This window comes from Saccharopolyspora sp. NPDC045839 (genome assembly GCF_056431645.1).
The window spans coordinates 158,078-183,804 of sequence record NZ_JBWKKH010000004.1; the positions used below are offsets into that span (position 1 = coordinate 158,078).

Below are 25,727 nucleotides of genomic sequence, written 5' to 3' on the forward strand. Positions count from 1 at the left end.
TCGTCGCCGGGCTACGAAAGGGCCGTCATGCATCCTTTGATCAGTACTGATGATCTCATGGCCACGTTGCGGCGGCAGCCGCCCCCGACGCTCCTCGACGTCCGGTGGTCGCTGCTCGGGCCGCCGGGCCGGGAGGACTACGAAAAGGGGCATCTGCCCGGTGCGGTGTTCGTCGATCTGGACGCCGAGCTTGCGGCCGAACCGGGCCCCGAGGGACGCCATCCGCTGCCCGACCCGGCCGACCTCGAGGCGGTGTTCCGCAGGGCGGGCGTCGACGCCGAGCGCCCGGTGGTCGTCTACGACGCGGACAACGGTTCGGTGGCGGCCCGCGCTTGGTGGCTGCTGCGCTGGGCGGGACACGAGTCGGTGGCGGTGCTCGACGGCGGCTACGCGGCCTGGGTGGCGGCGGGGCAAACCACCACGACGGACCTCCCACAGCCCGCGGCGGGTGACTTCCGGGTCCGGCCGGGCTCGATGCCAGTGGTGGACGCGGACGCCGCTGCCCGGCTCGCCAGGGAAGGCACGCTGCTGGACGCCCGTGCGCCGGAGCGCTACCGCGGCGACGTCGAGCCGGTGGATCCGCGGGCCGGGCACATTCCGGGCGCGCTGAACGCGCCGTTCGCGGCGCACGTGGCGGAGTCCGGCCGGTGGCGGTCCCCTGCGGAGCTGGCGAAGCACTTCGCCGGCCTGGGCGTCGATGCGGCGGGCCCGGTCGGGGCGTACTGCGGGTCGGGCGTGACCGCCTGTTCGGTCCTGCTCGCGTTGGAGCACGCGGGCCTGTCCGACCGGCAGCGCCCGGCGGTGCTGTACGCGGGCTCGTGGTCGAACTGGTCGGCGGACCCGGCGAGGCCGGCCGCGACCGGATCGGAGGCCGGATGACAGATCGTTCCGCCGGTGCGCGCGGGTGACTCGGAACACTGTGTTGGCCGACACAGGGCAGGTAGCGTCCGGGGCATGGGTTCTCAGTGCGCGGTCGTGTGGGACGAGTCGGTGCTCGGCTACGACCTGGGTGGGCAACACCCGCTGCATCCGATCAGGCTGGAGCTGACCATGCGGCTGGCCTGTGAGCTCGGGGTGCTCGACGGCGTCGAGACGATCAAGCCCGAACCGGCCACCGACGCGGACCTGGAGCGCGTGCACACCGCCGAATACATGGCGGCGGTGCGCTCGGCGCCGATGGCGGGCTGGGAGGTCGGCCATGGGCTGGGCACCGACGACAACCCGATCTTCGACCGGATGCACGAGGCATCGGCGCTGATCGCGGGCGCCTCGATCCGGGCGGCCGAGCAGATCGTGTCGGGCAAGGCCGACCGGGCGGTCAACATCGCCGGCGGACTGCACCACGCGATGGCCGACCGCGCGGCGGGCTTCTGCGTCTACAACGACTGCTCGGTGGCCATCGCGTGGATGCTGGAGCAGGGCGTGGAGCGCATCGCTTACCTCGACGTCGACGTGCACCACGGGGACGGCGTGCAGGCGTCGTTCTACGACGACCCGCGGGTCATGACCATCTCGTTGCACCAGCACCCGCTGACGCTCTGGCCGGGCACCGGGTTCTCCGCGGAGATCGGCTCCGGCGGGGCCGACGGCACCGCCGTGAACATCCCGCTGCCGCCGGGCACGGGTGACGCCGACTGGCGGCGGGCCTTCCACGCGGTGGTGCCGTCGGTGCTCGACGCGTTCCGGCCGCAGGTGCTGGTGACGCAGTGCGGCGCGGACGCGCACCGGGAAGACCCGCTGGCGGACCTGTCGATGAGCGTCGACGGGCAGCGTGCGACCTACCAGGACCTGCGAGAACTCGCCGACAGCTGCGCGGGCGGCAAGTGGCTGGCGCTGGGCGGCGGTGGCTACTCGCTGTTCCGGGTGGTGCCGCGCGCCTGGACGCACCTGCTGGCGACGCTGCTGGACCGCGACCTCGCCCCGGAGACGACCATCCCGGAGGACTGGATCGCGCACACCGTGCGCGTCGCGGACAACGTTCCGCTGCCGACTTCGATGACCGACGGGGCCGACCCGGCCTTCCAGCGGTGGTCGGGGGTCACCGCGTCCGCGGTGGACACCTCGATTCGCGACACCCGGCACGCGGTGTTTCCGTTGCACGGTCTCGACCCGGTCGACAGCCGCGACTGAGGAGTCCGAAGTGGACGGAGTAGTGGAACAGCAGGAAGCGGCCACCCCGCGGGCGGACTACCCCCGCCGGTGGGAGGCGGACGTGGTGCTGTCCGACGGCGGCACCGTGCACCTGCGGCCGATAACCGAAGCCGATGCCGAGAAGCTGGTGGCCTTCCACGGGCGGCTCAGCGACCGGACCAGGTACTACCGCTACTTCGGCCCGTACCCGCGAATGCCCCAGCGCGACGTGGAGCGGTTCACCCGCGTCGACTACGTCGACCGCGTCGCGCTGGTGGCGCTGCTCGGCGACGACATAGTGGCGGTGGGCCGCTACGACAGGCTCGGCGAGCAGCAGTCGGCCGAGGTCGCGTTCGTGGTGCAGGATCAGCACCAGGGGCGCGGCCTGGGATCGATCCTGCTGGAGCACCTGGCCGCCGCGGCCCGGGAACGCGGGTTGCGGCGCTTCGTGGCCGAGGTGCTCGCCGAGAACTCGACCATGGTCCGGGTCTTCCGCGACGCCGGTTATCAGGTGAGCCGGGCCATGGAAGAGGGCGTGGTGCACCTGGAGTTCGACATCGACCCGACCGAGGAGTCGGTGGCCGTGGCCCGCGCCCGCGAGCAGGCGGCCGAGGCCCGCAGCGTGCACAACCTGCTGCGGCCGCGTTCGGTGGCGGTGATCGGGGCGTCCACCGACCACGCCAAGATCGGCCACGCGGTGCTGACCAACCTGCTCACGGCGGACTTCACCGGCCCGGTCTACCCGGTCAACCCGGAGCACCGCTCGGTGCGCGGCGTGCGCGCCTACCCCTCGGTGCTCGACATCCCCGACGAGGTCGACCTGGCGGTGGTGGCGATTCCGGCCGCCGGCGTGACCGGGGTGCTCGACGACTGCCTGGCCAAGGGCGTGAAGGCCCTGGTCATCGTCAGCGCCGGGTTCAGCGAGGCCGGCCCGGACGGCCGCGAGGTGGAACGCGAGATGGTGCGGGCTGCGCGCGTCCACGGCATGCGCGTGGTCGGCCCCAACGCACTGGGCGTGGTCAACACCGATCCGGAGTTCCGGTTGAACGCGAGCCTGGCACCGCAGCTGCCCGGCCGCGGCCGCACCGGCTTCTTCTGCCAGTCCGGCGCGCTCGGGGTGGCGATCCTGGCCACCGCGACCGAGCGCGGCCTCGGGCTGTCGACGTTCGTCTCGGCGGGCAACCGCGCCGACGTGTCCGGCAACGACCTGCTGCAGTACTGGCAGACCGACCCGGCCACCGATGTCGTGCTGCTGTACCTGGAGTCCTTCGGCAACCCGCGCAAGTTCGGCCGGTTGGCGCGGCGGCTGGCCCGCAGCAAGCCGGTCGTGGTGGTGAAGTCGGGTCGCAACGCGGTGCGTCCCGGTTTGGCGGCCACGTCGGTGCAGATCGACGAGACCAGCGTGCAGGCGTTGTTCGAGCAGTCCGGCGTCATCCGGGTCGAGTCGGTTGCGCAGATGTTCGACACCGCGTTGCTGCTGGCGCACCAGCCGTTGCCGCAGGGCGACCGGGTCGCGATCGTGGGCAACTCCTCGGCGCTGGGCATGATCGCAGCCGACGTGGCGCAGGCGCAGCAGCTGGAATTGGCCTGCGCCCCGGTCGACGTGGGTGCATCGGCGGGGCCGGAGGAGTTCGCGGCGGCGGTCCGCGACGCCGCCTTGCGCCCGGACGTCGACGCGTTGGTGACGGTGTTCGCCCCGCCGGTGGCGGTTCCCGGCACCGCGTACGCCCGCGCCTTGCGGGAGGCGTTGCAGGAAGCCGGTGTCGCGCGTTCGAAGCCGGTGGTGACCACGTTCCTGGCCGCCGAAGGCGTGCCCGACGAGCTCGTGGTTCCCGGCCCGGACGGATTGACCGGCAAGGGCTCGGTGCCGTCCTACCCGAGCCCGGAGCGGTCGGTGCTGGCGCTCGCGCGGGTCACCAGGTACGCGCAGTGGCGCGCCGCGCCGAAGGGGCATTTCGTGCGGCCGCCGGAGATCGACGAGGATCGGGCGCGGGCGCTGGTCGACGGCTGGCTCGCGGAGGGCATCACCGACCTCGACGACGCCCAAGCGGTGCGGCTGCTCGGCTGCTACGGCATCGACCTGGTGCCGTTTCGCCTGGTCACCGGCGTCGAAGAAGCCGTCGCGGTGGCGGAGGAGCTGGGCTACCCGGTGGTGCTGAAGTCGGCGAGCGATCAACTGCGGCACCGCAACGATCTGGTGGGGGTCCGACTCGACCTGGGCAGCGCCCATGCCGTGCGGTCGGCGTACGCCGATATCCGGCAGGTCTCGGGGATCGACGAGGTCTACGTGCAACGCATGGCGGCCCGGGGCACTTCGTGCGTCATCGACCTGACCGAGGACCCGTCGTTCGGCACCCTGGTGTCGTTCGGCCTTTCCGGGGTGGCCAGCGAATTGCTCGGGGACAAGGCGTACCGTGCGCTACCGCTGTCCGATGTGGACGTCTCTGCGCTGGTGCGCGCGCCTCGGGCGGCGCCGCTGCTGGCCGGGTACCGGGGCACCGAACCGGCCGATCTCGCGGCGCTGGAGGACTTGGTGCTGCGGGTGGCGACCCTGGCCGAGGACCTGCCGGAGGTTCGCGACCTGGCGCTGCAGCCGGTGCTCGCCTCGCCGACGGGTGCCGTGGTCGCCGGGGCCAGGGTCGGCATCCGGGCGTCGCCGGAGGCGCTGGACGCCGGTCCGCGGCGGCTGCGCTGATCGCTGCGACGCGGCACACTGCCCGAAACTGACTGGTTCCGTTAATCTGGCGGCGTGGACGAGCAGACCGTCGAGAACAACGCCGAGAACGGTTCGGGCGACCAGGCTTCCCTGGTGCTCGGGCAGGTTTCGGCCGGCGCGCACCGGCTGACCGTGCGCGCCGCCAAGCAGGACGATCCCGCCAGTCCGGTGGTCGTCCTGCTCCCAGCGATGGGCGTGCCCGCCAGGTACTACCGCCCGTTCGTCGCCGATCTCCACGCCCAGGGCCTGGCGGTGGTGACCTTCGACGCGCGCGGGCAGGGCGAGAGCAAACCGTCGGCCGCCCGCGGCGTGCGTTTCGGCTACCAGAGCATGATCGACGACGTGGATGGCGTGCTCGATCTCGTCGACGCCGCTTTCCCGCAGGCGCCGCGGTTCCTGCTCGGGCACAGCCTGGGGGGCCAGATCGCACTGCTGCACGCGGCATGCCGTCCGGACCGGGTGCAGGGCGTGGCACTGGTGGCTTCCGGTTCGGTGTGGTTCGGGAGCTTCCCCGGGATGTACAAGCTCCGCACCCTGTTCGGCACGCAGCTGGTGGCGGCCACGTCGGCGCTGATCGGCTACTGGCCCGGCCACCGGTTCGGCTTCGGCGGCCGCCAAGCGACCGACCTGATGCAGGACTGGGCGCGGCAGGCCCGCACCGGCCGTTACCGGCTCAACGGCTCGACGACCGAGTACGAGGCGGCGCTGCGGGAAGTCCGGCAGCCGCTGCTGACCGTCAGCGTCGCGGGCGACCGGCTGGCCCCGAAGTCCTCGGTGGACCACCTGGCGGCGAAAGCCGGGCGGGCGCCGCGCACTGAGAAGCACTACACCCGGGCGGCGTCCGGCGCGGAGAACCTGGGCCACTTCAACTGGGTGCGCAACGGCGGCGAACTGTCCCGCTGGGTCCGGGACTGGATCGCCGCCGTCGATTCCTCGGTGCACGCCTAGCGAGGTCGCGGAAGCCGATCGCTTCGGTGGGGCGGGAAATCCGCCCCACCGGGCGTCAGCAGACCGAGTCGGTCGGCTTGGGGACGTCGAGCCCGAACAGGGGGCGCAGCTTCAGCCCGACCCAGGTGCCGACCAGCGCCAGCAGGCCCCAGGCCCAGCCGTGCAACGAGAACGAGGCGATCCCGGAGAAGTAGGCGCCGATGTTGCAGCCGTACGCCAGCCGCGCGCCGTAACCCATCAGCAAGCCGCCGATCACGGCAGCGAACACGACCTTCGCGGGCAACCGCTTGGCCAGCACGAAAGCGCCCGACGCCGCCGACGCCACGAGCGCGCCGACGATGATCCCGAAGTCCAGCACCGAGGTGGAGTCGGCCAGCACCGGACCGGTCAGGGTCGCTGCGCGTTCCCCTTGCCAGTACGGCCAACTCGTCACGTCCACACCCACCGCCTGCAGAGCCTTCGAGCCCCACAGCACGAACGCCGAGGTGATGCCCCACGGGCTGCCGCGGGTCAGCAGCACGACCGCGTTGAGCCCGGCCAGCACGAGCGCCCCGACCCAAAGCGGCCACGAGCCGCGCAGCACGCGCCAAAGCCCGCGCGCCGTCGGCGGGCGGCCCGCCGGGGGCGCGTTGTGCCGCCGAGCCCATCGCGTTGCGGCGTAACCGATCGCGCCGAGCACGGCGAGCTGAACCACCAGTGCGCCGAAGTAGCCGAGCCCGGTGTCCTCGGCGAGGGAGAACGATCCGAGGGTGATCGCGTCCGAGGTCCACAGTGGAAGGTGTAGCGCACCGAGCACCGAACCGCAGATGAAGAAGAAGAGCGTGACCACCAGCAAGGTGTTCCCGCCGCCGACGGCGAACAAGGTGCCCGATGCGCACGCGCCCCCGAGCTGCATCCCGATGCCGAACAGGACCGCGCCGACGACCAGCCCGAGCCCGAGTGGTTCGACGTTTCCCTCCGGTGTGGCACCGAAGAACGTCACGCCGCCGGCCAGGATCGGGGCGAACAAGATCGACGCCGCGCCGAGCATCAGCAGGTGCGCCTGGACTCCCGACGTCTGTCCAACCGAGACGAGTTGCCGCCAGGCCGAGGTGAAACCGAAGCGGGAGTGGAAAAGCGTCAGCCCGAGCGCGAGGCCCAGCCCGGCCAGCACGGCGGACTTCACGCCGACCACAACGGCCGCAGCGGTCACGAGCGCCACGGCCGCGATCAACCCGACGGTCAGCGGAACCCACTGCGGCTTGCCCTGCGGTGCTGGGGCCGCAGTGGCGGATGTGGCAGGTGTGGCGGTGGTGGACATTCCTCACTCCCGGATGTGAAGCGGATTCGTCGACGAAACCACGCGCAGGCCGTCTACCACCAGCCGTTTCGAAATGTGGGAAAGATGTGGATCCAACTCGGTGCGGATTTCGCGCAACCGGCCGTGCGGGGCGCTCCGTCCTTAGGGCATGAGACGCCTACAAACCGCAGTGGGCGCGGGTGTTCTGCTCGTAGCGTTGGCAGCCTGCGCCCAACAGCCATCCAATGAAGTTGGTTTCGGCGGCCAGCCCCCGGCTCCGCCCGGCCCGGTGCAGCCGAAACCCGAACAGGAACGCGCTCCGGTCGCCGAGACCGCGGTCGACGTGTCGTTGCTCCCCAAGGGATATCCGAAGAAGGTCTGGACCCAGGACGGCGGAGTGGTCGTCGTGGCCACCGGTCAGGAAGGCGGCTGCAGCAAGGTGCACGCCGAGCTGGCCGAACAGACCGCCGACCACGTGAAGGTGGTGCTGGTCGAAGAAACCCCGGAACCACCGGGAATGTGCACGATGGACCTGCGCTACCCGCCGGTGGCGGTGCAGCTCGACGCGCCGCTGGACGCGCGGAAGGTCGTTCTGGAACAACGAGATGTCAAGGTTCCACGCTGATCGGTGACCACGTGATACCTGCCAATCGCGTCGATCGGCTGAGCTGAAACCGGTACTCCCGCAGGAGGTGGGGCTCCTGCGGGAGTACCGGTGTGTGGTCAGCGGCCGAAGGAGATCTGCAGGGTCGGCTTGGTGGAGTTGGCGAAGAAGTCGTTGCCCTTGTCGTCGACGACGACGAACGCGGGGAAGTCCTCGACCTCGATGCGCCACACCGCTTCCATGCCGAGCTCGGGGTACTCCAGCACCTCGACCTTGCGGATGCAGTCCTGGGCCAGGCGCGCGGCGGGGCCGCCGATGGAACCGAGGTAGAAGCCGCCGTGGGTGTGGCAGGACTCGGTCACCTTCGCCGACCGGTTGCCCTTGGCGAGCATGACCAGCGAGCCGCCCGCGGCCTGGAACTGCTCGACGTAGGCGTCCATGCGACCGGCGGTGGTGGGGCCGAACGAGCCGGAGGCGTAGCCCTCCGGCGTCTTGGCCGGGCCCGCGTAGTACACGGGGTGGTCGCGCAGGTATTCGGGCATCGGCTCGCCGGCGTCCAGCCGCTCGGCGATCTTGGCGTGCGCGATGTCGCGGGCGACCACCAGCGGGCCGGTCAGCGACACGCGCGTCTTGACCGGGAGCTTGGACAGCTCCGCGCGGATCTCCGCCATCGGCCGGTTCAAGTCGATCTTGACGACCTCGTCGGAGAGCTGCTCGTCGACCACGTCCGGCAGGTAGCGGGCCGGGTCGCGCTCCAGCTGCTCCAGGAACACGCCCTCCGGGGTGATCTTGGCCTTGGCCTGGCGGTCCGCGGAGCAGGACACCGCGACACCCACCGGCAGCGAGGCGCCGTGCCGCGGCAGCCGGATGACCCGCACGTCGTGGCAGAAGTACTTGCCGCCGAACTGCGCGCCGATGCCGAACTGCCGGGTCATCTCCAGCACCTGCTGCTCCATCTCGACGTCGCGCAGGGCGTGCCCGGAGGCCGAGCCCTCCCGCGGCAGCTCGTCGAGGTAGCGGGCCGAGGCGAGTTTCGCGACCTTGAGGTTGAACTCGGCGGACATGCCGCCCACCACGATCGCCAGGTGGTACGGCGGGCAGGCCGCGGTGCCCAGCGAGCGCAGCTTCTCCTCCAGGAACCGGCCGAGCCGCGTCGGGTTCAGCAGGGCCTTGGTCTCCTGGTACAGGAACGTCTTGTTGGCGCTGCCGCCGCCCTTGGCCATGAACAGGAACTCGTAGGCCGGGTCGGTGCCGGTCTTGTTGTACAGCTCGATCTGCGCGGGCAGGTTGCTGCCGGTGTTGCGCTCGTCCCAGAAGTTCAGCGGCGCCATCTGCGAGTACCGCAGGTTGAGGTCCTGGTAGGCGTCGAAGACGCCCCTGGCGATCGCCTCTTCGTCTCGACCGCCGGTGAGCACGGTCTCGGTGCGCTTGCCGATGACGATCGCGGTGCCGGTGTCCTGGCACATCGGCAGCACGCCGCCGGCGGACACGCACGCGTTGCGCAGCAGGTCGGTGGCCACGAACCGGTCGTTGGGGCTGGCCTCCGGGTCTTCGACGATCGCGCGCAGCTGCGCCAGGTGGGACGGGCGCAGCAGGTGCTGGATGTCCTTGATCGCCTCGGTTGCCAGGGCGGTGAGCGTGGTCGGCTCGACTTCGAGGAATCGTCGCCCGGCCGCCTCGACGACTCGGATGCCTTCGGTGGTCACCAGGCGGTAGTCGGTGTTGTCGGGGCCGAGGGGGAGCACCTCGGTGAAATCGAACGTGGTGGGCACGTCGCGGCTCCTTTGCGCGCGTTCGGGTTACGCGATGACCAATAAAACCGCGCGGTCGATCAGCGCGTCCACGGGGGTGGCCCAGGTGTGACGGATCGCCCGCCCTGGTGGCGCGGCGGAGCACCTGCGAGGCTGGCGGTCGAACGTCTCATCGCACCCCGGACGCGGGGCCGGAGCAACGGAGGTCGCCTTGCCGACGACAGATCCCCTCGATGCGCTGGTCAACCTTCGTGACCTGGGCGGGCAGCCCGCCGGTGACGGCGTGATGACGAGGGCCGGCGTGGTGTTCCGGAGTGATGCTCCGCACAGCGGCGACCGGGTGCCGGAGGGAGCGTCGCCGTGGCCGCCGAAGGTCGTGGTGGACCTGCGGGATTCGGTGGAGACCCGTGACCAGGAACACCCGCTCGCGTCGGTGGCCACCGTGCACCACGTGCCGCTGCTGGAGGAGGCGCGGGACGCGGACATCGATGTCGACGAGGCGGCCCACGAGCTGACGGCGCTGTACCAGTCGATCCTGCAGGGCGCCCCGAAGAAGCTGGTCGAGGTGTTCCGCATCGTCCTGGAGGCGGACGGTCCGGTGCTGATCCACTGCGCGGCGGGCAAGGACCGCACGGGAGTGGTCTCGGCGATGCTGCTGGGCGCGGTGGGAGTGCGCCGCGACGCGATCGTGGCGGACTACGTGCGCACGGACCGGAACATGTTCCGCGTCCTGCAGCGCCTGAACGTGGCGCCGGAGCTGCCGCCGGGCGTGGACGAGGAGATGGTCCACGAGCTCCTGTCGACGCCGACGGAGGCGATCGAGAGCGTCCTGAGCGCCTTCGAGGTCTACGAGGAGGGCGTCAGGGGCTGGCTGCGGACGCACGGGGCGACGAACGAAGAACTGGACCGCTGGCAGGCCAAGTTCATCGGCTGAGCCAACGCGGCGAGAAGCCTGCAGCGAACGGCCTGTTCACCTCGGAAGAGGAGGTGGACAGGCCGTTCGCGTAGAAGCGGTGCGCGGACCGGAAAAGGGGTCGGGAGGCCGGACCCGCCCCGACGACGAGTCCGCCCTCCCGTGGCGAGCGGCGAACCCGCCGCTAAGACCGAAGCGGAAGAACAAAAAGGGGGGAAGAACGATGTTCCCGCCGAAACCCAGCAAGGTCAACAAGCCATCCGGGTGTACCAAAACGCCCGGAACAACAACAAAAGAACGAACTCCCCAACCCAAGCGCCCGAACCAAGGCGCAAACAAGATCGAGAACCGAAAGCGAACCACCCGAACCCCGAACCAGAACCCCGGAAGCCCAGAACCCGAGAGGTTCAGGACCAGGAAGGTTCAGAACCCCCGGAGGCTGGTCGGTGAGCAGGCCGGGAACGCTCGACAACGCGAAGAGCATTCCCGAAAGCGACCACCGCACCGTGGGGGTCTGCGGGGGCTCGGCCCCCGCAAAATCATCTAAGGGGGCGGAATGGTCTGCGCTTTCCGCAGACACACTCCGCCCACCGAAGCCCCATTAGCTCGCGTACGCGCGCAGGCGGTCGGCGCGGTCGCCCTGGCGGAGCTTCGCCATGACTTCCCGCTCGATCTGCCGGACCCGCTCGCGGGACAGCCCGAACGACTTGCCGATCTGGTCCAGGGTGCGCGGCTGGCCGTCGTCGAGGCCGTAGCGCATCCGGATCACCGCCTGCTCGCGCTCCTCGAGCGTGGCCAGCACGCGGCGCAGGTCGTCCTGCAGGAACCCGGAGATCACCGCGTTCTCGGCGTCGGCCGATTCGGCGTCCTCGATGAAGTCGCCGAGCGGCGCGTCCTCCTCGGCCCCGACCGGCATGTCGAGGCTGACCGGGTCGCGGGAGTGGTCCATCAGGTCGAGGATCTTCTCCACCGGGATGCCGGCCTCTTCGGAGAGCTCGTCGTCGGTGGCCTCGCGGCCGAGCTTCTGGTGCAGGTCGCGCTTGATCCGGGCCAGCTTGTTGACCTGCTCGACGAGGTGGACGGGCAGCCGGATGGTGCGGCTCTGGTCGGCCATGCCCCGGGTGATGGCCTGCCGGATCCACCAGGTCGCGTAGGTGGAGAACTTGAAGCCCTTGGTGTAGTCGAACTTCTCCACCGCGCGGATCAGGCCGAGGTTGCCCTCCTGGATGAGGTCCAGCAGCGGCATGCCGCGGCCGGTGTAGCGCTTGGCCAGGCTGACGACCAGGCGGAGGTTGGCCTCCATGAGGTGGTTCTTCGCCCGGCGGCCGTCGCGGACCACGGCGCCGAGGTCGGAGCGCCGCTCGGGGGAGAGGTTCTTGCTGGTCTCCAGCAGGTGCTTGGCGAAAACCCCGGCCTCGATCCGCTTGGCGAGGTCGACCTCTTCCTGTGCGGTGAGCAGCGCGGTGCGCCCGATGCCGTTGAGGTAGACGCGCACCAGGTCGGCCGATGGGCCCTGGGTGTCCAGGTCTTCGGCGACGGTGACGTCTGGCTTGGTGGTCTGCGGGACGGTCATTGAGCTCCCTCCCTGGCGGGCTGGCTTGGCGGGCGCAAATCACACTCGCGCGCCGTTGCGCGGTGTGGAGGACGCGTACGCTCGGTTGTACGAGCTCCGCGTCGACGTCTTCTTCGGTGCTGCCGATGGGTTCGTTGGTGGCCTGTCGGCATGGCCGTCGAAGCTTCGTTACCTGGAAAACGACCGGCGTGCCGAATTCGTTCCCGAAGTTCTAGACGAAGAGACGTCATGGCGGTCACATCCGTTGCGCCGCCAAGCCTGAGGATTTCCTGAGAGCCTTCGTTACATTTAGACCTCAACCAAAAGTGTGAATGGCCCGTCGTTCACGCTCTCGACCGCCATCATCGCCCCGAACACCCCGGTGGCCACTCGCGCACCCCGCTCGCGCAGCGCCGCCACAACCCCGTCTACCAGCGGTTCGGCCTGTTCCGGCCGGGCCGCCTCGGTCCACGACGGGCGGCGCCCCTTCTTGGTCGACCCGTAGAGCGTGAACTGGCTGACGACGAGCAGCGGTGCCCCGGTCGTGGCGCAGGACTCCTCGTCCCGCAGCGCCCGAATCTCGTGCAGTTTGCGCGCCATATTGACGACTTCTCGAGGCCCGTCGGAATGCGTCACACCCAATAGCACTAACAGCCCGGGTTCTTCGATCTTGCCGACCACGACGCCGTCGACGGTTACCGAGGCGCGAGTGACTCGGGTGACGATTGCTCTCATTGGTCGGCGCCCGCCCATTCCGCCGGCAGCAGCATTCCGTGCCGAACGAGTTCGCGCACCATCGGGATCGCGGCCCGGGTCAGGTCTTCGGAGTCCTCGCCATAGCCAATCGCGAGCAGTTCGAGGAGTTCGCCGAGCGGCAGCGCCCCGCGGCACCCGGCGAGCAGCCGCACGCCCAGCTCGTCGATCTCGTGCTGCCAGCCCGGTCCGTCGGTGCGGTGCAGCCGGTGCACGAGCGGCTGCCAGCCTTCGTCGCCGGGCTCGGAGACTGCTTCCAGCACGGTGCTGTCGGCGGTGACCAGGCGGGCCGCCAGCAGGGCCTCGGCGGAGTCGTGGGCGCGCAGCCAGTCGACGCGGCGCAGCCACTGGTCCGATTCCGGGCCCAGCGGGTCGTCGAAGGCGTGCCGGAGGTCCTCGCAGACGACCTCGCCGCGCGAGTCGGTGCGGCGCAGCGTGACGAACCCGAATCCGATGCCGATCACGTCGTTGGCCTCGAACCAGTCCAGCCACTCGGCCGCCTTCCGCAGGCCCTGCGGGGACCGCAGGTCGTACCCGGCGTCGCGTAGCCAGGTGCCCACGTAGAGGGCTGGGTCGGCGACGTCGCGCTGCACGAACCAGGCGTCGACCCCGGCGCCGGGCGGCAGCCACCGGGACACCCGGTCCTGCCAGTCCTCGCCGTCCCGGTGCACCCAGGAGGCCAGCAGCTGCCCGGTGCCGCCTTCGGCGAGGAAGCCGGGCAGCTGGCGCACGACCAGCGCGCTCGCGTCGTCCCCGGCCAGCCCCGAGTCGCGGTAGGTGAAATCGGTGCGTGGCGGGCCGACGACGAACGGCGGGTTGCACACGACCTGGTCGAACTTGCGGCCCCGGACCGGGTCGAACCACTCGCCCTCGGCGAGCTCGACCTCGACGCGGTTGAGCCGGAACGTCGCCTCCGCCAACGCCAGCGCCCGCTTGGACACGTCGGTCGCGGTGATCCGCTGTGCGTGCGTGCTGGCGTGCAGGGCCTGCACGCCGCAACCGGTGCCGAGGTCGAGCACCGAGCCCACCGGCCGCCGCGAGGTCGCCCGGACCAGGCTCAGCGACGCGTGCCCGACGCCGAGCACGTGGTCGGCCTCCACCGGGCGGCCGCCGCGCAGGTCCGAATCCAGGTCCGAGACGACCCACCACGATTCGTCGTCGACCCCGTGCGGGCGGACGTCGAGCCCGGCGCGCAGCCGGTCGCCGTCATCGACGAGCAGCCCGGCGGCCTTCGCCTCGGGCAACGGCAGCGGGGCGAGCGCGGCTTCGACGGCGGCCTGAGACTCGGCCTGGCCGAGCAGGAACAAGCGGACCAAGGTGCCGAGCGCGCCGGCGTCGTCGGTGGCGCGCAGTGCCGGAACGGGCTCGCCCCGGCCCAGCGCGGCGTGCGCTTCGGGACCGAGGAGCTCCACGACGCCGTCGGCGTCGTAGCCGGCGGCTTGGAAGGCGTCGCGAAGTCGATCGATGCGGTCATGGGACAGGTCTGGAATCACGATCCCGATCCTCACACGGCCACCCGTTCGCGCATCTGGGCGCATCCGCGGCGCGGAGCTCCGGAAAACCGATCGCCCCCGAGCTCGTCCTGCACGAACATGGGTGGATGAGACCTGCGGTCGGTGCCGCCCTCGTCCGGTGCGGCGAATGTGGCGGGCACGAATACAGCGGCGCGCCTGATTGCAGCCGATGCCGGGCGCTGGTGGACGACGTCGTCGAAGAGGAATGGCGGCGCTTCCGCGCCGAGTGGGAGGCGGAACCGGAGGCGGAGGTCGCCGGGTTGGTGGTGGCCGAGCCGGACCGGCACGACTGGCGGGTGGTGGACGCCGCGCTCGACCGGATCGCCTGCGAAGAATGCGGAGGCCGGCTCGGACGCGGGCCGGTGGACTGCGGCGCGTGCAACCTCGCCCACGGCTTCAGGTACGCCGCGGTCGAGACCGATCGTCCCGGTGTTTCGCCGCTCAACGAGCACGCGGTGCGCGTGAACGTCTCGGTCGTCCGCAGGCCGAAGGTGACGTCGGCGCAGGAACTGCTCGCCAGGCGGCTGCTGCTGCCTGCGCTGCTGGTCGGCTTCCTGCCGACGACCGCGGAGGCCCAGCGCGTGAGCGCCCTGATCAAAGGAGGAGCCACACCGGATCGGGTTGTCGAGCTGATCGACGACTGGCTCGGAACGTGGCGTCCAGGAGGGCCGGGCGCGACTCACCGGTGAGGCAAAACGCCCGGGAGATCAGCAGATCGCGAGAAGGCTTCGCCCGGCGCCGATGGGGGCCTGCCATTCGCTTGGCTGAGCACCTCGTCTCCGAGGTCGATTGGCGACGTATCCATTGCTGCGCCGATACCGCATCGAATATTCGTGACTGCTCACTATTTGGTGCGTACCGCACCAAATAGTGGGTACTTGTCGGCCCCGTGCCCGGAGGTGACGATCAACCGGCTGCTGAAAGTGGAATTGAAGGAGCGATTCACGATGACCAAGTCCTCGCCGGTTCCGATCACGGTCCTCGGTCTCGGCGCCATGGGGCGAGCTCTGGCACATGCGTTCTTGGGTGGCGGCCACCCCACCGCGGTGTGGAACCGCGCGCCGGGCAGGGACGCCGAACTCGTCGCCGCCGGAGCCACCTCCGCCGCGACGGTCGACGAGGCGGTCGCCGCCGGTGGCCTGATCGTCGCCTGCCTGCTGGACCACGGATCGGTGCACGACGTCCTCGATCCGGTGGCCGGTGACCTCGCCGGGCGAACCGTCGTCAACCTGACCTCCACCGCGCCGAGCGATGCGCGGGAACTTGCCGCCTGGGCGGAGCGCCACGGCATCGACTACCTCGACGGCGGCATCATGTCCATCCCGGCCATGATCGGCCGGCCGGAGTCGTTCCTGCTGTACAGCGGTTCGAAAGAGGCGTTCGACGAGAACAGGGCGGTATTGGAGCTGCTGGGTTCGGCCGAGTACTTCGGTGCGGACGCGGGGATGGCCTCGCTCTACGATTTCGCATTGCTGGCCGCGATGTACACCATGTTCGCCGGGTTCTCCCACGGCGCGGCCATGGTGCGCACCGAAGGCGTCCCGGCCACCGAATTCGCGAAGCACGCCGTGCAGTGGCTCTCGGCGATGGTGCAGGTCCTCCCGCTGAGCGGGGAAGCCATCGAGGCCGGTGCCGAGGCCGATGGGCAGAGCCTCGACTTCACCAAGGCAGCCCTCGACGCCATCGTCCGGGCGAGCCGGGAGGCCGGGGTGGGGCTGGACGTGGTCGGTCCGCTCAAAGCCCTGGTCGACCGCCAGGTCGCCGACGGCCACGGAGCGAAGGCCTTCGACGCGGTGTTCGAGGGGGTCAGGGCGCCGGGTTCCGCGTGAGTCGCCGCGACGACCGCCGCCGCGCCTGACGTGTGAAAATGAGGCGCATGTCCAACATGCTGCACCTCACCGGCGACGCCGACGCCGACAAGCTGCTCAGCGACGACTCGTTCGCCCTGCTCACGGGCATGCTTCTGGATCAGCAGGTCGCGATGGAGGTCGCGTTCGCGGGGCCGAAGAAGATCGCCGACCGGATGGGCGGGTTCGGCGTCACCAAGATCGCCGAATCCGATCTGGACGAGTTCGTCGAGCTGTGCGTGCAGAAGCCGGCGATCCACCGGTACGGCGGGTCGATGGGGCGGCGGGTGCACGCGCTGGCCCAGTACGTCGTCGAGCACTACGACGGCCGGACCGAGGCGATCTGGACCGAGGGCGACCCGGACGGCAAAGAGGTGCTGAAGCGGCTCAAGGCGCTGCCCGGTTACGGCGACCAGAAGGCGCGGATCTTCCTCGCCCTGCTGGGCAAGCAGCGGGGCGTCCAGCCCACCGGGTGGCGCGAGGCCGCTGGGGCTTACGGCGAGGACGGGTCGAGGCGCTCGATCGCCGACGTCGTCGACGAGCAGACCCTGAACGAGGTCCGGTCCTGGAAGAAGGAGCAGAAGGCCGCCGCCAAGGCCGCCAAGGGCTGACTCCCGGAATTCGCTCTCGCCGCGATGCGCCCGCGCGCTACTGTCCGGCTGGGGAGGCGTTCATGGACGAGCGAAGGCTGGTGCGGGTCTCGAAGTACCTGGCCAAGCACCTGCGCCACCAGCCCGAGCGGATCGGGATCGAGCTCGACGAGCACGGTTGGGTGGCGGTCGACGAGCTGCTCGCCGCAGCCGGCTCGCACGGCTTCCCGATTTCGCGGGCGGAGCTGGTGCGGGTCGTCGCGGACAACGACAAGCAGCGGTACGTGATCGACGGTGACCGCATCAGGGCCAGCCAGGGGCATTCGGTCGCGGTGGATCTCGACCTGCCGGTGGCGCAACCGCCCGCATGGCTGTTCCACGGCACGGTCGCGCGCAGCCTGACCGGCATCCGCGCCGAGGGGCTGCGGCCGATGAACCGGCATCACGTTCACCTGTCGGTCGATCGCGAGACCGCGAAGCGCGTCGGCGGGCGGCGGGGGAGGCCGGTCGTGCTGACCGTGGACGCTGCCGGGATGCACGCGGCCGGGCACGAGTTCAGGGTCAGCGCCAACGGCGTCTGGCTGGTGGACCACGTCCGGTCCGAGTTCATCCGCTACCCGGACTGACTCGGCGGCGGCGCTACGGGTGGTAGCCGGATAACGCCCGGCAACGTCAACGCGGAAGCCAAGGCAGGGCCTGCGAACACGCGGGCCTTCGCGCGGGGCTGGCCCACGAGCAGTGCCACGGCACCGCGACCCCACCGGTGAGCGCCACCTCGGCCGAGCCGCCCGCCACATCGACTACGGCACCGACGACGAGCCACCCGCCGACCAGCTCGCCGCCTGCGGAGACGAAAGCAGACTCGCCGACGACACCCGGCTCGCCGACCACGTCAGGTTCGCCGACCACCACCGACCGGCCCAGCGCTTGCGCAAGCACGGGGCCGTGAGTCTTTTGAGTCGCCAGAGCAGCCCAAAAGACTCACGGCCCCGTCATCGACATCAGGGAGCTCGGCGAGCCGCCGACTGGATCAGGCCGCCGCGGCGGCGCCGGGGCTCTGGTAGCGGTCGACGTACTCCTGCTCGGACAGCTCGGCGATCGCGTACATGATCTCGTCGGTGATCGAGCGCAGCACCGGCAGCGACGACTCCATCCCGGCGTAGCGGGAGAAGTCCAGCGGGTCGCCGAAGCGGACCGTCACCGGGTGCGGCCGGGGGATCTTCTTGCCGCGCGGCTGGAGCTTGTCCGTGCCGGTCAACCCGACCGGCACCACCGGCGCGCCGGCGGCCAGCGCCAGCCGGGCCACGCCGGTCCGCCCCCGGTACAGCCGCCCGTCGGGCGAGCGGGTGCCTTCCGGGTGGATGCCGAACGCGCCGCCGTCGAGCAGCACCTGCTGGGCGGTGTCCAGCGCCTCCTTCGCGGCGCGCCCGCGGCCGCGCTCCACCGGGATCGCGCCGAGCGAGCCGAACAGCCACTTGACCAGCGCGCCCTTCGTGCCGGTGCCGTTGAAGTACTCGGCCTTGGCCAGGAACGACACCGGCCGCGGCAGCACCAGCGGCACGATGAAGCTGTCGAGCACGGCGAGGTGGTTCGGGGCGAGGATCACCGGGCCGGTCGTCGGCACCTTGTCGGCGTCGATCACGGTCGGCCGGTAGATCGTCCGCGCCACCGCGCCCACGACCCGCTTGCTCACCGAGTACAGCATTCGCCCTCCCGCGCCGTTGATCCCGATCGAATCTAACCCGGCGAGGTTTCGGCGGTGCGTCCTGCCGGTCAACCTCTGGGTCCGGCCGGTCGGCCCGGCGCCCGGGGTTGCGGGACGCGCGAACCCGGGGTATCCGAGGACGCGATCGGGTGGCAGCATGGGAGGCGGAGGTAGCGTCGTGAACAGCTCACATCGTGACGACACCCCGGTGCTGATCACCGAGGCACAGCCGTCCTACGACGATCAGCAGGCGCAGCGGCGCCGCCGGTACGCGATCATGATGGCCAGCCGGATTCCGTGTCTGGTGGTCGCCGCGGTGGTGTTCCAGCTGTGGCAATTGTGGTGGTTGTCACTGATCATCCTGGCGATTTCCATCCCGCTGCCGTGGATGGCGGTGCTCATCGCCAACGACCGCCCGGCCAAGAAGAGCGAGCACGTGAACCGGTTCCGCCGTTCACCGCACTCGATCGAATCCGGCAGCCACCAGGTCATCGAGGGCGCCTGACGGGCAACACCCGGCCGGATGCGGACATGCGTCGATGCCGTGCGGCATCATTGGGGGCATGAGCACGATGACGATGCCGGAGACCGATACCCGGACCGAGACCACTGATCAGACCAGTGACGACCGTCCGGAGGTGTTCCACTACGTGCAGAAGGACAAGATCGCGGAGAGCGCGGTCATGGGCACGTTCGTGGTCGCGCTGTGCGGCGAGGTCTTCCCGGTCACCAAGTCGCCGAAGCCGGGCTCGCCCGTTTGCCCGGACTGCAAGGAGATCTTCGCGTCCCTCCCCCCAGGCGGCAAGGACTGACCTTCCGGACCCGCGCGGCGGCGCTCAGCCGCCGTGCGGTTCGGCTTGCTTGTCGGTCGGTTTCTTCGGCAGCGGCGCGCCGTTGCGCGGCCGCTCCGCGGGTGGGCTCGGCTCCTCGCCCTCCTCGGCCTGGCCGTTGCGCCACGCGCGGTAGCCCTCTTCGGTGTGCATCCGCTGCGCGAGCCGCTTCATCTCCAGGCGCCGCCACCTCCGGCGCTCCCGGCGGGTCATCTTCGCCGGCCACATCTCCTGGATCGCGTTGTTGAACTGCGCGCCCATGATGATCGCCAGCCCGATGAAGAACGCGAACAGCAGGAACGCGATCGGGGTGGCCAGCGCGCCGTAGGTGTAGCCGGTGCCGGTCACCCACGTGATGTAGAGCCGCAGGCCGATGCTGGCGCACAGGAAGATCGCCATCGCCAGCAGCGCCCCGGGCAGGCCGCGATGCCACGGCAGCTTCCTGGGCAGCGCCACCTTGTACAGCGTCGCCAGCGCGACCACCAGGCCGATCCCGGTCGCCGGGTAGTAGAACGCCTGGATCAGCCAGGCGATGTCGTCCTGGAAGTCCTGCGGGAAGAGCGTCGGCAGCCAGTCCGGGCCCAGCGCGACCACCGGCAGCCCGACCACCGCGAGGATCAGGCACACCAGGTACAGCAGCAGCGCGAAGATCCGCTGCCAGATGCTGTTGCGCACCAGGTACTGGTCGTAGGCGAGCGTGATCGAGTCGACCAGCGACGCCAGCGCCGACGAACCCGCCCACAGCGAGATCAGGAAGCCGACCGAGACAATCTCGCTGCGTCCCTTGGTGAGGATGTCGGCGACGGTCGGGCCGATGATCTGGTCGACCACGTTCGCCGTGAACACCGAGCGGGAGAACGCGAGGATCTTGTCGTGCACGGCGTCGACGACCTCGGGGCCGAACCAGTCGCCGACGAAGCCCAGGCTGCCCAGCAGCCCGAGCAGCAGCGGTGGCATGGACAACGTCTGCCAGAACGCGGCGGCCGCCGATTCCGAGAAGATGTTGTCCCACCACGCCTTGTCGAGCGTGCGCATGACCAGGCGCAGTGGCCCGCGCCGCACCGGAGCTTCCCGTGGTGCGACGGTCGCACTGCGCCCCTGGCGGTCTGGTGGACTCGGCTGACCCATGGCACCCATAAGGATGCTGCATCGGCTGGCGCCGCGGGCGTCGCCCCTTCAAAACCGCCGGGAACACGGAGTGTCGCGCACCTCTCGTCCGGGCATGCCGGTGCCCGCCGGGCTCGAAAGGTAGGCTGCACGACGGCCCGCTTCGAGTCGATCGACGCTGAAAGCGCGTGCGGGCGGTCGCGGGGCAGCGCAGGGCGCGCCCTCACCATCCAGCAGGGGAGCAAGAAGGAAGGGGCGGCGACCCGGCGTGTCCGAAGCGCAACTCGACCATTCCGTTCGATCCGTGCTCAGCGACCCCTCGCAGGCTCCATCCCGGCCACTGCGCGCCTGGCAGCGCCGGGCGCTCACCAAGTACCTGTCGAGCAGGCCCCAGGACTTCCTGGCGGTGGCGACGCCGGGCGCGGGCAAGACGACGTTCGGCCTGCGGGTCGCCGCGGAGCTGCTGGCCGACCGCACGGTCGAGGCGGTGACCGTGGTTGCGCCCACCGAGCACCTCAAGCACCAGTGGGCCATGGCCGCCGGCGGCGCGGGCATCCCGCTGGACTCCAACTTCCGCAACAGCGACGGCATCACCTCCAGCGACTACCGCGGCGTCGTGGTCACCTACGCGCAGGTCGCGGCGCACCCGACGCTGCACCGGGTGCGCACCGAGCGCCGCAAGACGCTGGTGATCCTCGACGAGGTGCACCACGCGGGCGACGCGAAGTCCTGGGGCGACGCGATCCGGGAGGCGTTCACCCCGGCCGTGCGGCGCCTGTCGCTGACCGGAACGCCGTTCCGCAGCGACGACTCGCCGATCCCGTTCATCGGCTACGAGCCCGACGCCGACGGCTCGCTGCGCAGCAGGGCGGACCACTCCTACGGCTACTCCGACGCCCTCAACGACGGCGTCGTCCGGCCGGTGCTGTTCCTGGCGTACTCCGGCGAGGCCCGGTGGCGGACGAACGCCGGCGACGAGTTCAGCGCTCGCCTCGGCGAGCCGCTGACCGCCGAGCAGACCGCGCGGGCCTGGCGCACCGCGCTGGACCCGTCGGGCGAATGGATCCCGGCGGTGCTGCAGGCCGCCGACACCCGGCTGACGCAGCTGCGCAACGGCGGCCTCCCGGACGCCGGCGGCCTGGTGATCGCCACCGACCACGTCACGGCCAAGGCCTACGCGAAGGCCCTGCACCGGATCACCGGGCACGATCCGGTGGTGGTGCTCTCCGACGATCCGCAGGCGTCCGGCCGCATCGCCGACTTCGCCGAGTCCGAGGACCGCTGGATGGTCGCGGTCCGAATGGTGAGCGAAGGCGTCGACGTGCCGAGGCTGGCCGTCGGCGTCTACGCCACGAGCGCCTCGACCCCGCTGTTCTTCGCCCAGGCCATCGGCCGCTTCGTGCGGTCCCGGCGACCGGGTGAGACGGCGAGCATCTTCCTGCCGAGCGTCCCGGTGCTGCTGGAGCTGGCCAGCCAGCTGGAAGCGCAGCGCGACCACGTGCTCGGCAAGCCGCACCGGGAGAAGGACGGCTGGGACGACGAGCTGCTGGCCGCGGCCAACAGCAAGCGCGACGAGCCCGGCGAAGAGGAGAAGGCGTTCACCTCGCTGGGTGCCGAGGCCGAGCTGGACCAGGTGATCTACGACGGCTCGTCGTTCGGCACCGCGGCGTTCAGCACCTCCGAGGAGGAGCAGGACTACCTCGGCCTGCCCGGCTTGCTGGAACCGGACCAGGTGCGGGCGCTGCTGCGGCAACGCCAGGAACAGCAGCTGGAGGACGTGGGCAAGCGCGAAGCGGTCGCGAAGGCGGCGAAGGCCGCCGAGCAGGCGGAGCAGCGCGCGCGGCCGCAGACCGTGCAGGAGCGCTTGCAGAAGCTCCGCAAGGAGCTGAACACGCTCGTGTCGCTGCACCACCACCGCACCCGGAAGCCGCACGGCAAGATCTACAACGAGCTGCAGAAGAGCTGCGGCGGCCCGCCCACCGCGATGGCCACCGTGGAACAGCTCGAGGAGCGCATCGCCACCCTGCGCTCCTGGTGATATCGGCCCCGAACGGCGCAGCGCGATCGGTTTGGTCGCCGATCCGGGTCTCATAGGGTCGGGGCATGGCTTTCGACGTGGAGAAGATCCGGGCCCAGTACCCGGCGCTGGCGGACGGTCGGGCGTGGTTGGACGGCGCGGCGGGCACCCAGGTCCCGCAGTCGGTGATCGACGCGGTGAGCGACGCCTACCGGGTGGGCACGTCCAACGTGGGCGGCCCGTACGAGTCCAGCCGCCGCTCCGCCGGGATCGTCGCCGAGGCACGGGCGGCCGTCGCCGACCTGGTCGGCGCCCCGGACCCCGGGTGCGTGGCGTTCGGCCCGAGCATGACCGCCCTGACCTACCGCTTCGCCGGCGTGTTCGCGGCGGGCTGGCGACCCGGCGACGAGATCGTGGTGACCCAGCTGGACCACGACGCCAACGTGCGGCCGTGGGTGCAGCACGCGCAGCGGGCGGGCGCCGCCGTGCGGATGGCGGAGCTCGACCCGGCGACGGGTGAACTGCCCGTCGAGAACGTCACCGGGCTCATCGGTGAGCGCACCAAGCTGGTCGCCATCACGGCGGCCTCCAACGTGCTGGGCATCATGCCCGATCTGCGGGCGATCACCGACCGGGCCCGGCAGGTCGGCGCCGTGTCCTACGTCGACGGGGTGCAGCACTGCCCGCACGCCCACGTGCGGCTGGATGAGCTGGGCGCGGACCTCTACGCGACCAGCGCCTACAAGTGGGCCGGCCCGCACCTGGCCGCTGTGGTGGCCGCCGACCCGTGGTCGCTGGAGAACCTGCACCCGGACAAGCTGGCGCCATCGCCGGACACCTCGCCGGAGCGGTTCGAGCTCGGCACCAACCCGTTCGCCGCGATGGCCGGTGTGGTGGCCGCAGTGGAGCACCTGGCCGGCCTGGACAGCGACGCCGACGGTAGCCGCGCCGAGCGGCTGGCGACCTCCCGCCGGTCCGTGCAGGCCCATGAGGACGAACTGGCCAGGGAGCTGTTCGACGGCCTGGCGGCTCTGGACGGCGTAGTGCGCTACGGCGCTCCGCAGGGCTCGTGCACTCCTACGGCGTTCTTCGGGCTTCCGGGCAGGGAACCCTCGGATGTGGCAGAGCAGCTGGCTGAGCGCGGTCTGAACGTCTCGCACGGCCATTCCTACGCCTGGGAGACGGTGCACGCCCTCGGCATCGGCCCGAAGGGCGGCGTGCGGGCCAGCCTCTCGCACTACACGAGCCAAGCGGAGGTGCGGCGGCTGCTCGATGCCTTGGCGGAGATCAGCGGATGACCGGACGCACCTAGCCGGAAGACGACCGTGCCCCCGCAGGGCTCCTGCGGGGGCACGGTCTACTCGGTCTGACGGGTGTTTACTGCTCGTCCTGCTGGAGGTCGGCCTGCGCGTCGCGCAGCCCCGCCTCGTACGCACGGGCGTGGTGCCCGCAGAACAGAAGCTCGCTACCGGATGGCAGTACGGCGCGAAGCTTCGCAGCGGCCCCGCAGCGGTCGCAGCGGTCGGCGGCGGTCAGCTCGGGGCGGGTGAGCGTTCCCGGCATCGTGATCTCCCTCCGTCCCGGCGTCGGAATCACCCGACGCCCTCGATCCTGCTACGACCACCGTTGGCCCACTGGCTGCGGGAGCGGTGCTCGTTGACTCCACTCTTCCAGACGCTTGGGCCCGAGTCAGTGTTCCCGCGCCGGGTGGCGACGGTCGTCACGATGAAGCACCCGGTTGCAGCAGCGCCGTTTGCGGAGCGTGATCAACACCGTGAAAAGCCTTGTGACATGGGGAAATAAGCCCTCCCGGGCCGGACGGCGCGAAAGCGGAGTCGATCGACAACCGGACATTCAGTGTTTCAGATCACAGATCGGGCGCCGTTGGGGGCCCGTCATTTCCGCTGGAAGCGAACAGGAAATCCCACCAGGCGGACCGATTTTCGGCGTTTTTCCGGCCTGAAAGCGCCGCCGCGGACGCGAAGAGGGCCGCCGACCGGATCGGTCGGCGGCCCTCTTCGGTGCCGTGTTCGTCAGTCCAGGTAGTCGCGGAGCACCTGGGACCGGGACGGGTGGCGCAGCTTCGACATCGTCTTGGACTCGATCTGCCGGATCCGCTCCCGGGTCACCCCGTAGACCTGGCCGATCTCGTCCAGCGTCCGCGGCTGGCCGTCGGTGAGCCCGAACCGCAGCCGGACCACGCCGGCCTCGCGCTCGGACAGCGTCGCCAGCACCGACTGCAGCTGGTCCTGCAGCAGCGTGAAGGACACCGCGTCGACCGCGACGACCGCCTCGGAGTCCTCGATGAAGTCGCCGAGCTGGCTGTCGCCCTCGTCGCCGATCGTCTGGTCCAGGGAGATGGGTTCCCGGGCGTACTGCTGGATCTCCAGCACCTTTTCCGGGGTGATGTCCATTTCCTTGGCGAGCTCTTCGGGCGTGGGCTCGCGGCCCAGGTCCTGCAGCAGCTCGCGCTGGATGCGGCCGAGCTTGTTGATCACCTCGACCATGTGCACCGGGATGCGGATGGTGCGGGCCTGGTCGGCCATGGCGCGGGTGATGGCCTGCCGGATCCACCAGGTCGCGTAGGTGGAGAACTTGTAACCCTTGGTGTAGTCGAACTTCTCCACCGCGCGGATCAGGCCGAGGTTGCCCTCCTGGATGAGGTCCAGGAACGCCATGCCGCGGCCGGTGTAGCGCTTGGCCAGGCTGACGACCAGACGGAGGTTCGCCTCCAGCAGGTGGTTCTTCGCCCGCTCACCGTCGCGCACGATCCAGCGCAGGTCGCGGCGCATCTGGGTGGTCAGCTGCTCGCCGGCCTCCTCGACCTGCCGCAGCCGCTCCGCGCCGTAGAGCCCGGCCTCGATGCGCTTGGCGAGCTCGACCTCTTCCTCGGCGTTGAGCAGCGCGACCTTGCCGATCTGCTTCAAGTAGGCGCGGACCGAGTCGGCGGAGGCCGTCAGCTCGGCGTCCTTGCGAGCCTGCCGGAGCGCCTCGGATTCCTCTTCGTCCCAGACGAAGTCGCCGGACTCCTTGGTCTCCTCCTCCGGAACGGGCTCTTCCGGGATTTCCACCTCGACGTCGGCGAGGTCGCCGACGTCCGGGGACGTCAGGTCGGTCTCGATCGGTTCGTCGATCTCCATGCCCTCGCCGCTGCCCTTGGCCGAGGCCGACTTCGTCGACTTCTTCGCCGGGGCCTTGGCGCCCTTCTTGGCCCCCGCCGACTTCGCGGCGGCGGTCTTGCGGGCCGTCGGCTTCGCCCCCGTCGAGCTCTTGCGCGCGGCGGTGGACTTCGTCTGCTCGGTGTCAGACGAAGCAGCCGCCTCCGAACCTGGGGTGGCCTGGGACTGGCCCGACTGGGACTGGGCACCGCCGGTTGTTGCAGCGGAGCGTCGGGTTGCTGTTTCTGCGGCTGCCACGTACGCCCTTTCGCGACGGTCGATCAGGGCAGGCCGGAGGGCGCGAAACCTCGGC

General features: G+C 70.5%; 24 protein-coding genes. 14 read left to right on the forward strand and 10 right to left on the reverse strand.

Annotated elements, in window-relative coordinates; all coding sequences use genetic code 11:
- Positions 1-27 precede the first annotated feature (27 nt).
- From AC07EQ_RS08065 to AC07EQ_RS08080, 4 genes are all read left to right on the forward strand, one after another.
- On the forward strand, positions 28-879 hold the full coding sequence (locus AC07EQ_RS08065) for a sulfurtransferase (protein ID WP_478387293.1): 852 nt from the start codon (positions 28-30) through the stop codon (positions 877-879).
- A 75-nt stretch (positions 880-954) separates the two neighbouring features.
- Positions 955-2,130 carry an acetoin utilization protein AcuC gene (locus tag AC07EQ_RS08070; RefSeq protein WP_478387294.1) on the forward strand — a complete coding sequence of 392 codons (1,176 nt, stop codon included), beginning with the start codon at positions 955-957 and terminating at the stop codon, positions 2,128-2,130.
- A 10-nt stretch (positions 2,131-2,140) separates the two neighbouring features.
- A complete protein-coding gene (locus AC07EQ_RS08075; RefSeq protein ID WP_478387295.1) occupies positions 2,141-4,825 on the forward strand; it encodes a bifunctional acetate--CoA ligase family protein/GNAT family N-acetyltransferase in 2,685 nt (894 codons plus the stop codon).
- Between the two features lie 54 nt (positions 4,826-4,879).
- Positions 4,880-5,794, forward strand: coding sequence for an alpha/beta hydrolase family protein (locus AC07EQ_RS08080; RefSeq protein ID WP_478387296.1), 915 nt, complete (start codon positions 4,880-4,882; stop codon positions 5,792-5,794).
- Between the two features lie 55 nt (positions 5,795-5,849).
- On the opposite strand, the gene AC07EQ_RS08085 is transcribed toward AC07EQ_RS08080, so the two are convergent.
- Positions 5,850-7,094 carry a YeeE/YedE family protein gene (locus tag AC07EQ_RS08085; RefSeq protein ID WP_478387297.1) on the reverse strand — a complete coding sequence of 415 codons (1,245 nt, stop codon included), beginning with the start codon at positions 7,092-7,094 and terminating at the stop codon, positions 5,850-5,852.
- A 268-nt stretch (positions 7,095-7,362) separates the two neighbouring features.
- On the opposite strand from AC07EQ_RS08085, the gene AC07EQ_RS08090 reads away from it, so the two are divergent.
- On the forward strand, positions 7,363-7,698 hold the full coding sequence (locus tag AC07EQ_RS08090) for a hypothetical protein (protein WP_478387298.1): 336 nt from the start codon (positions 7,363-7,365) through the stop codon (positions 7,696-7,698).
- Between the two features lie 98 nt (positions 7,699-7,796).
- On the opposite strand, the gene AC07EQ_RS08095 is transcribed toward AC07EQ_RS08090, so the two are convergent.
- Positions 7,797-9,449: a fumarate hydratase gene (locus AC07EQ_RS08095; RefSeq protein ID WP_478387299.1), complete on the reverse strand. Its 1,653-nt coding sequence runs from the start codon at positions 9,447-9,449 to the stop codon at positions 7,797-7,799.
- Positions 9,450-9,639: 190 nt separating this feature from the next.
- Here AC07EQ_RS08095 and AC07EQ_RS08100 point away from each other — a divergent pair, with 190 nt between their 5' ends.
- Positions 9,640-10,362 carry a tyrosine-protein phosphatase gene (locus AC07EQ_RS08100; RefSeq protein WP_478387300.1) on the forward strand — a complete coding sequence of 241 codons (723 nt, stop codon included), beginning with the start codon at positions 9,640-9,642 and terminating at the stop codon, positions 10,360-10,362.
- Between the two features lie 580 nt (positions 10,363-10,942).
- Here AC07EQ_RS08100 and AC07EQ_RS08105 read toward each other — a convergent pair.
- The 3 genes from AC07EQ_RS08105 to AC07EQ_RS08115 form a co-directional block, all read right to left on the reverse strand.
- Positions 10,943-11,914, reverse strand: coding sequence for a sigma-70 family RNA polymerase sigma factor (locus AC07EQ_RS08105; RefSeq protein ID WP_478387301.1), 972 nt, complete (start codon positions 11,912-11,914; stop codon positions 10,943-10,945).
- 288 nt (positions 11,915-12,202) lie between these two features.
- Entirely contained in the window at positions 12,203-12,628 is a 426-nt protein-coding gene (gene dtd / locus AC07EQ_RS08110; protein WP_478387302.1) for a D-aminoacyl-tRNA deacylase, read from the reverse strand.
- Positions 12,625-14,184, reverse strand: a complete 1,560-nt coding sequence (locus tag AC07EQ_RS08115; protein ID WP_478387303.1) for a DUF7782 domain-containing protein — start codon at positions 14,182-14,184, stop codon at positions 12,625-12,627. The genes dtd and AC07EQ_RS08115 overlap by 4 nt, the downstream gene beginning before the upstream one ends.
- Before the next feature lie 158 nt (positions 14,185-14,342).
- Between AC07EQ_RS08115 and AC07EQ_RS08120 the strand changes: the two genes are divergently transcribed.
- From AC07EQ_RS08120 to AC07EQ_RS08135, 4 genes are all read left to right on the forward strand, one after another.
- Positions 14,343-14,849, forward strand: coding sequence for a hypothetical protein (locus AC07EQ_RS08120; protein WP_478387304.1), 507 nt, complete (start codon positions 14,343-14,345; stop codon positions 14,847-14,849).
- A 258-nt stretch (positions 14,850-15,107) separates the two neighbouring features.
- Positions 15,108-15,989 (forward strand): NAD(P)-dependent oxidoreductase, encoded by an 882-nt coding sequence (locus AC07EQ_RS08125; protein ID WP_478387305.1) that lies wholly within the window; start codon positions 15,108-15,110, stop codon positions 15,987-15,989.
- A gap of 47 nt (positions 15,990-16,036) precedes the next feature.
- Positions 16,037-16,618 (forward strand): HhH-GPD-type base excision DNA repair protein, encoded by a 582-nt coding sequence (locus tag AC07EQ_RS08130; protein WP_132482950.1) that lies wholly within the window; start codon positions 16,037-16,039, stop codon positions 16,616-16,618.
- A gap of 62 nt (positions 16,619-16,680) precedes the next feature.
- Positions 16,681-17,223 (forward strand): RNA 2'-phosphotransferase, encoded by a 543-nt coding sequence (locus AC07EQ_RS08135; RefSeq protein ID WP_478387306.1) that lies wholly within the window; start codon positions 16,681-16,683, stop codon positions 17,221-17,223.
- Positions 17,224-17,269: 46 nt separating this feature from the next.
- Here the strand turns inward: AC07EQ_RS08135 and AC07EQ_RS08140 are convergent, their stop codons facing one another.
- Both AC07EQ_RS08140 and AC07EQ_RS08145 read right to left on the reverse strand, forming a co-directional pair.
- On the reverse strand, positions 17,270-17,536 hold the full coding sequence (locus AC07EQ_RS08140; protein WP_478387307.1) for a hypothetical protein: 267 nt from the start codon (positions 17,534-17,536) through the stop codon (positions 17,270-17,272).
- 91 nt (positions 17,537-17,627) lie between these two features.
- Positions 17,628-18,302 carry a lysophospholipid acyltransferase family protein gene (locus AC07EQ_RS08145; protein WP_478387308.1) on the reverse strand — a complete coding sequence of 225 codons (675 nt, stop codon included), beginning with the start codon at positions 18,300-18,302 and terminating at the stop codon, positions 17,628-17,630.
- Positions 18,303-18,459: 157 nt separating this feature from the next.
- On the opposite strand from AC07EQ_RS08145, the gene AC07EQ_RS08150 reads away from it, so the two are divergent.
- Together AC07EQ_RS08150 and AC07EQ_RS08155 are read left to right on the forward strand one after the other, a co-directional pair.
- Positions 18,460-18,807: a DUF3099 domain-containing protein gene (locus tag AC07EQ_RS08150; protein WP_478387309.1), complete on the forward strand. Its 348-nt coding sequence runs from the start codon at positions 18,460-18,462 to the stop codon at positions 18,805-18,807.
- 58 nt (positions 18,808-18,865) lie between these two features.
- On the forward strand, positions 18,866-19,114 hold the full coding sequence (locus tag AC07EQ_RS08155) for a DUF3039 domain-containing protein (RefSeq protein ID WP_478387310.1): 249 nt from the start codon (positions 18,866-18,868) through the stop codon (positions 19,112-19,114).
- Positions 19,115-19,138: 24 nt separating this feature from the next.
- On the opposite strand, the gene AC07EQ_RS08160 is transcribed toward AC07EQ_RS08155, so the two are convergent.
- Positions 19,139-20,194 (reverse strand): YihY/virulence factor BrkB family protein, encoded by a 1,056-nt coding sequence (locus tag AC07EQ_RS08160; protein ID WP_478387311.1) that lies wholly within the window; start codon positions 20,192-20,194, stop codon positions 19,139-19,141.
- A 313-nt stretch (positions 20,195-20,507) separates the two neighbouring features.
- Between AC07EQ_RS08160 and AC07EQ_RS08165 the strand changes: the two genes are divergently transcribed.
- The gene (locus tag AC07EQ_RS08165) at positions 20,508-22,277 is read left to right on the forward strand and encodes a DEAD/DEAH box helicase (RefSeq protein ID WP_478387312.1); all 1,770 of its coding nucleotides are present in this window, start codon (positions 20,508-20,510) and stop codon (positions 22,275-22,277) included.
- A 65-nt stretch (positions 22,278-22,342) separates the two neighbouring features.
- Positions 22,343-23,554 carry a cysteine desulfurase-like protein gene (locus tag AC07EQ_RS08170; RefSeq protein WP_478387313.1) on the forward strand — a complete coding sequence of 404 codons (1,212 nt, stop codon included), beginning with the start codon at positions 22,343-22,345 and terminating at the stop codon, positions 23,552-23,554.
- 79 nt (positions 23,555-23,633) lie between these two features.
- Here AC07EQ_RS08170 and AC07EQ_RS08175 read toward each other — a convergent pair whose 3' ends face one another.
- Both AC07EQ_RS08175 and AC07EQ_RS08180 read right to left on the reverse strand, forming a co-directional pair.
- Positions 23,634-23,819 (reverse strand): DUF7455 domain-containing protein, encoded by a 186-nt coding sequence (locus tag AC07EQ_RS08175; protein WP_093265227.1) that lies wholly within the window; start codon positions 23,817-23,819, stop codon positions 23,634-23,636.
- A 470-nt stretch (positions 23,820-24,289) separates the two neighbouring features.
- Positions 24,290-25,672: an RNA polymerase sigma factor gene (locus AC07EQ_RS08180; RefSeq protein WP_132482968.1), complete on the reverse strand. Its 1,383-nt coding sequence runs from the start codon at positions 25,670-25,672 to the stop codon at positions 24,290-24,292.
- Positions 25,673-25,727 lie beyond the last annotated feature (55 nt).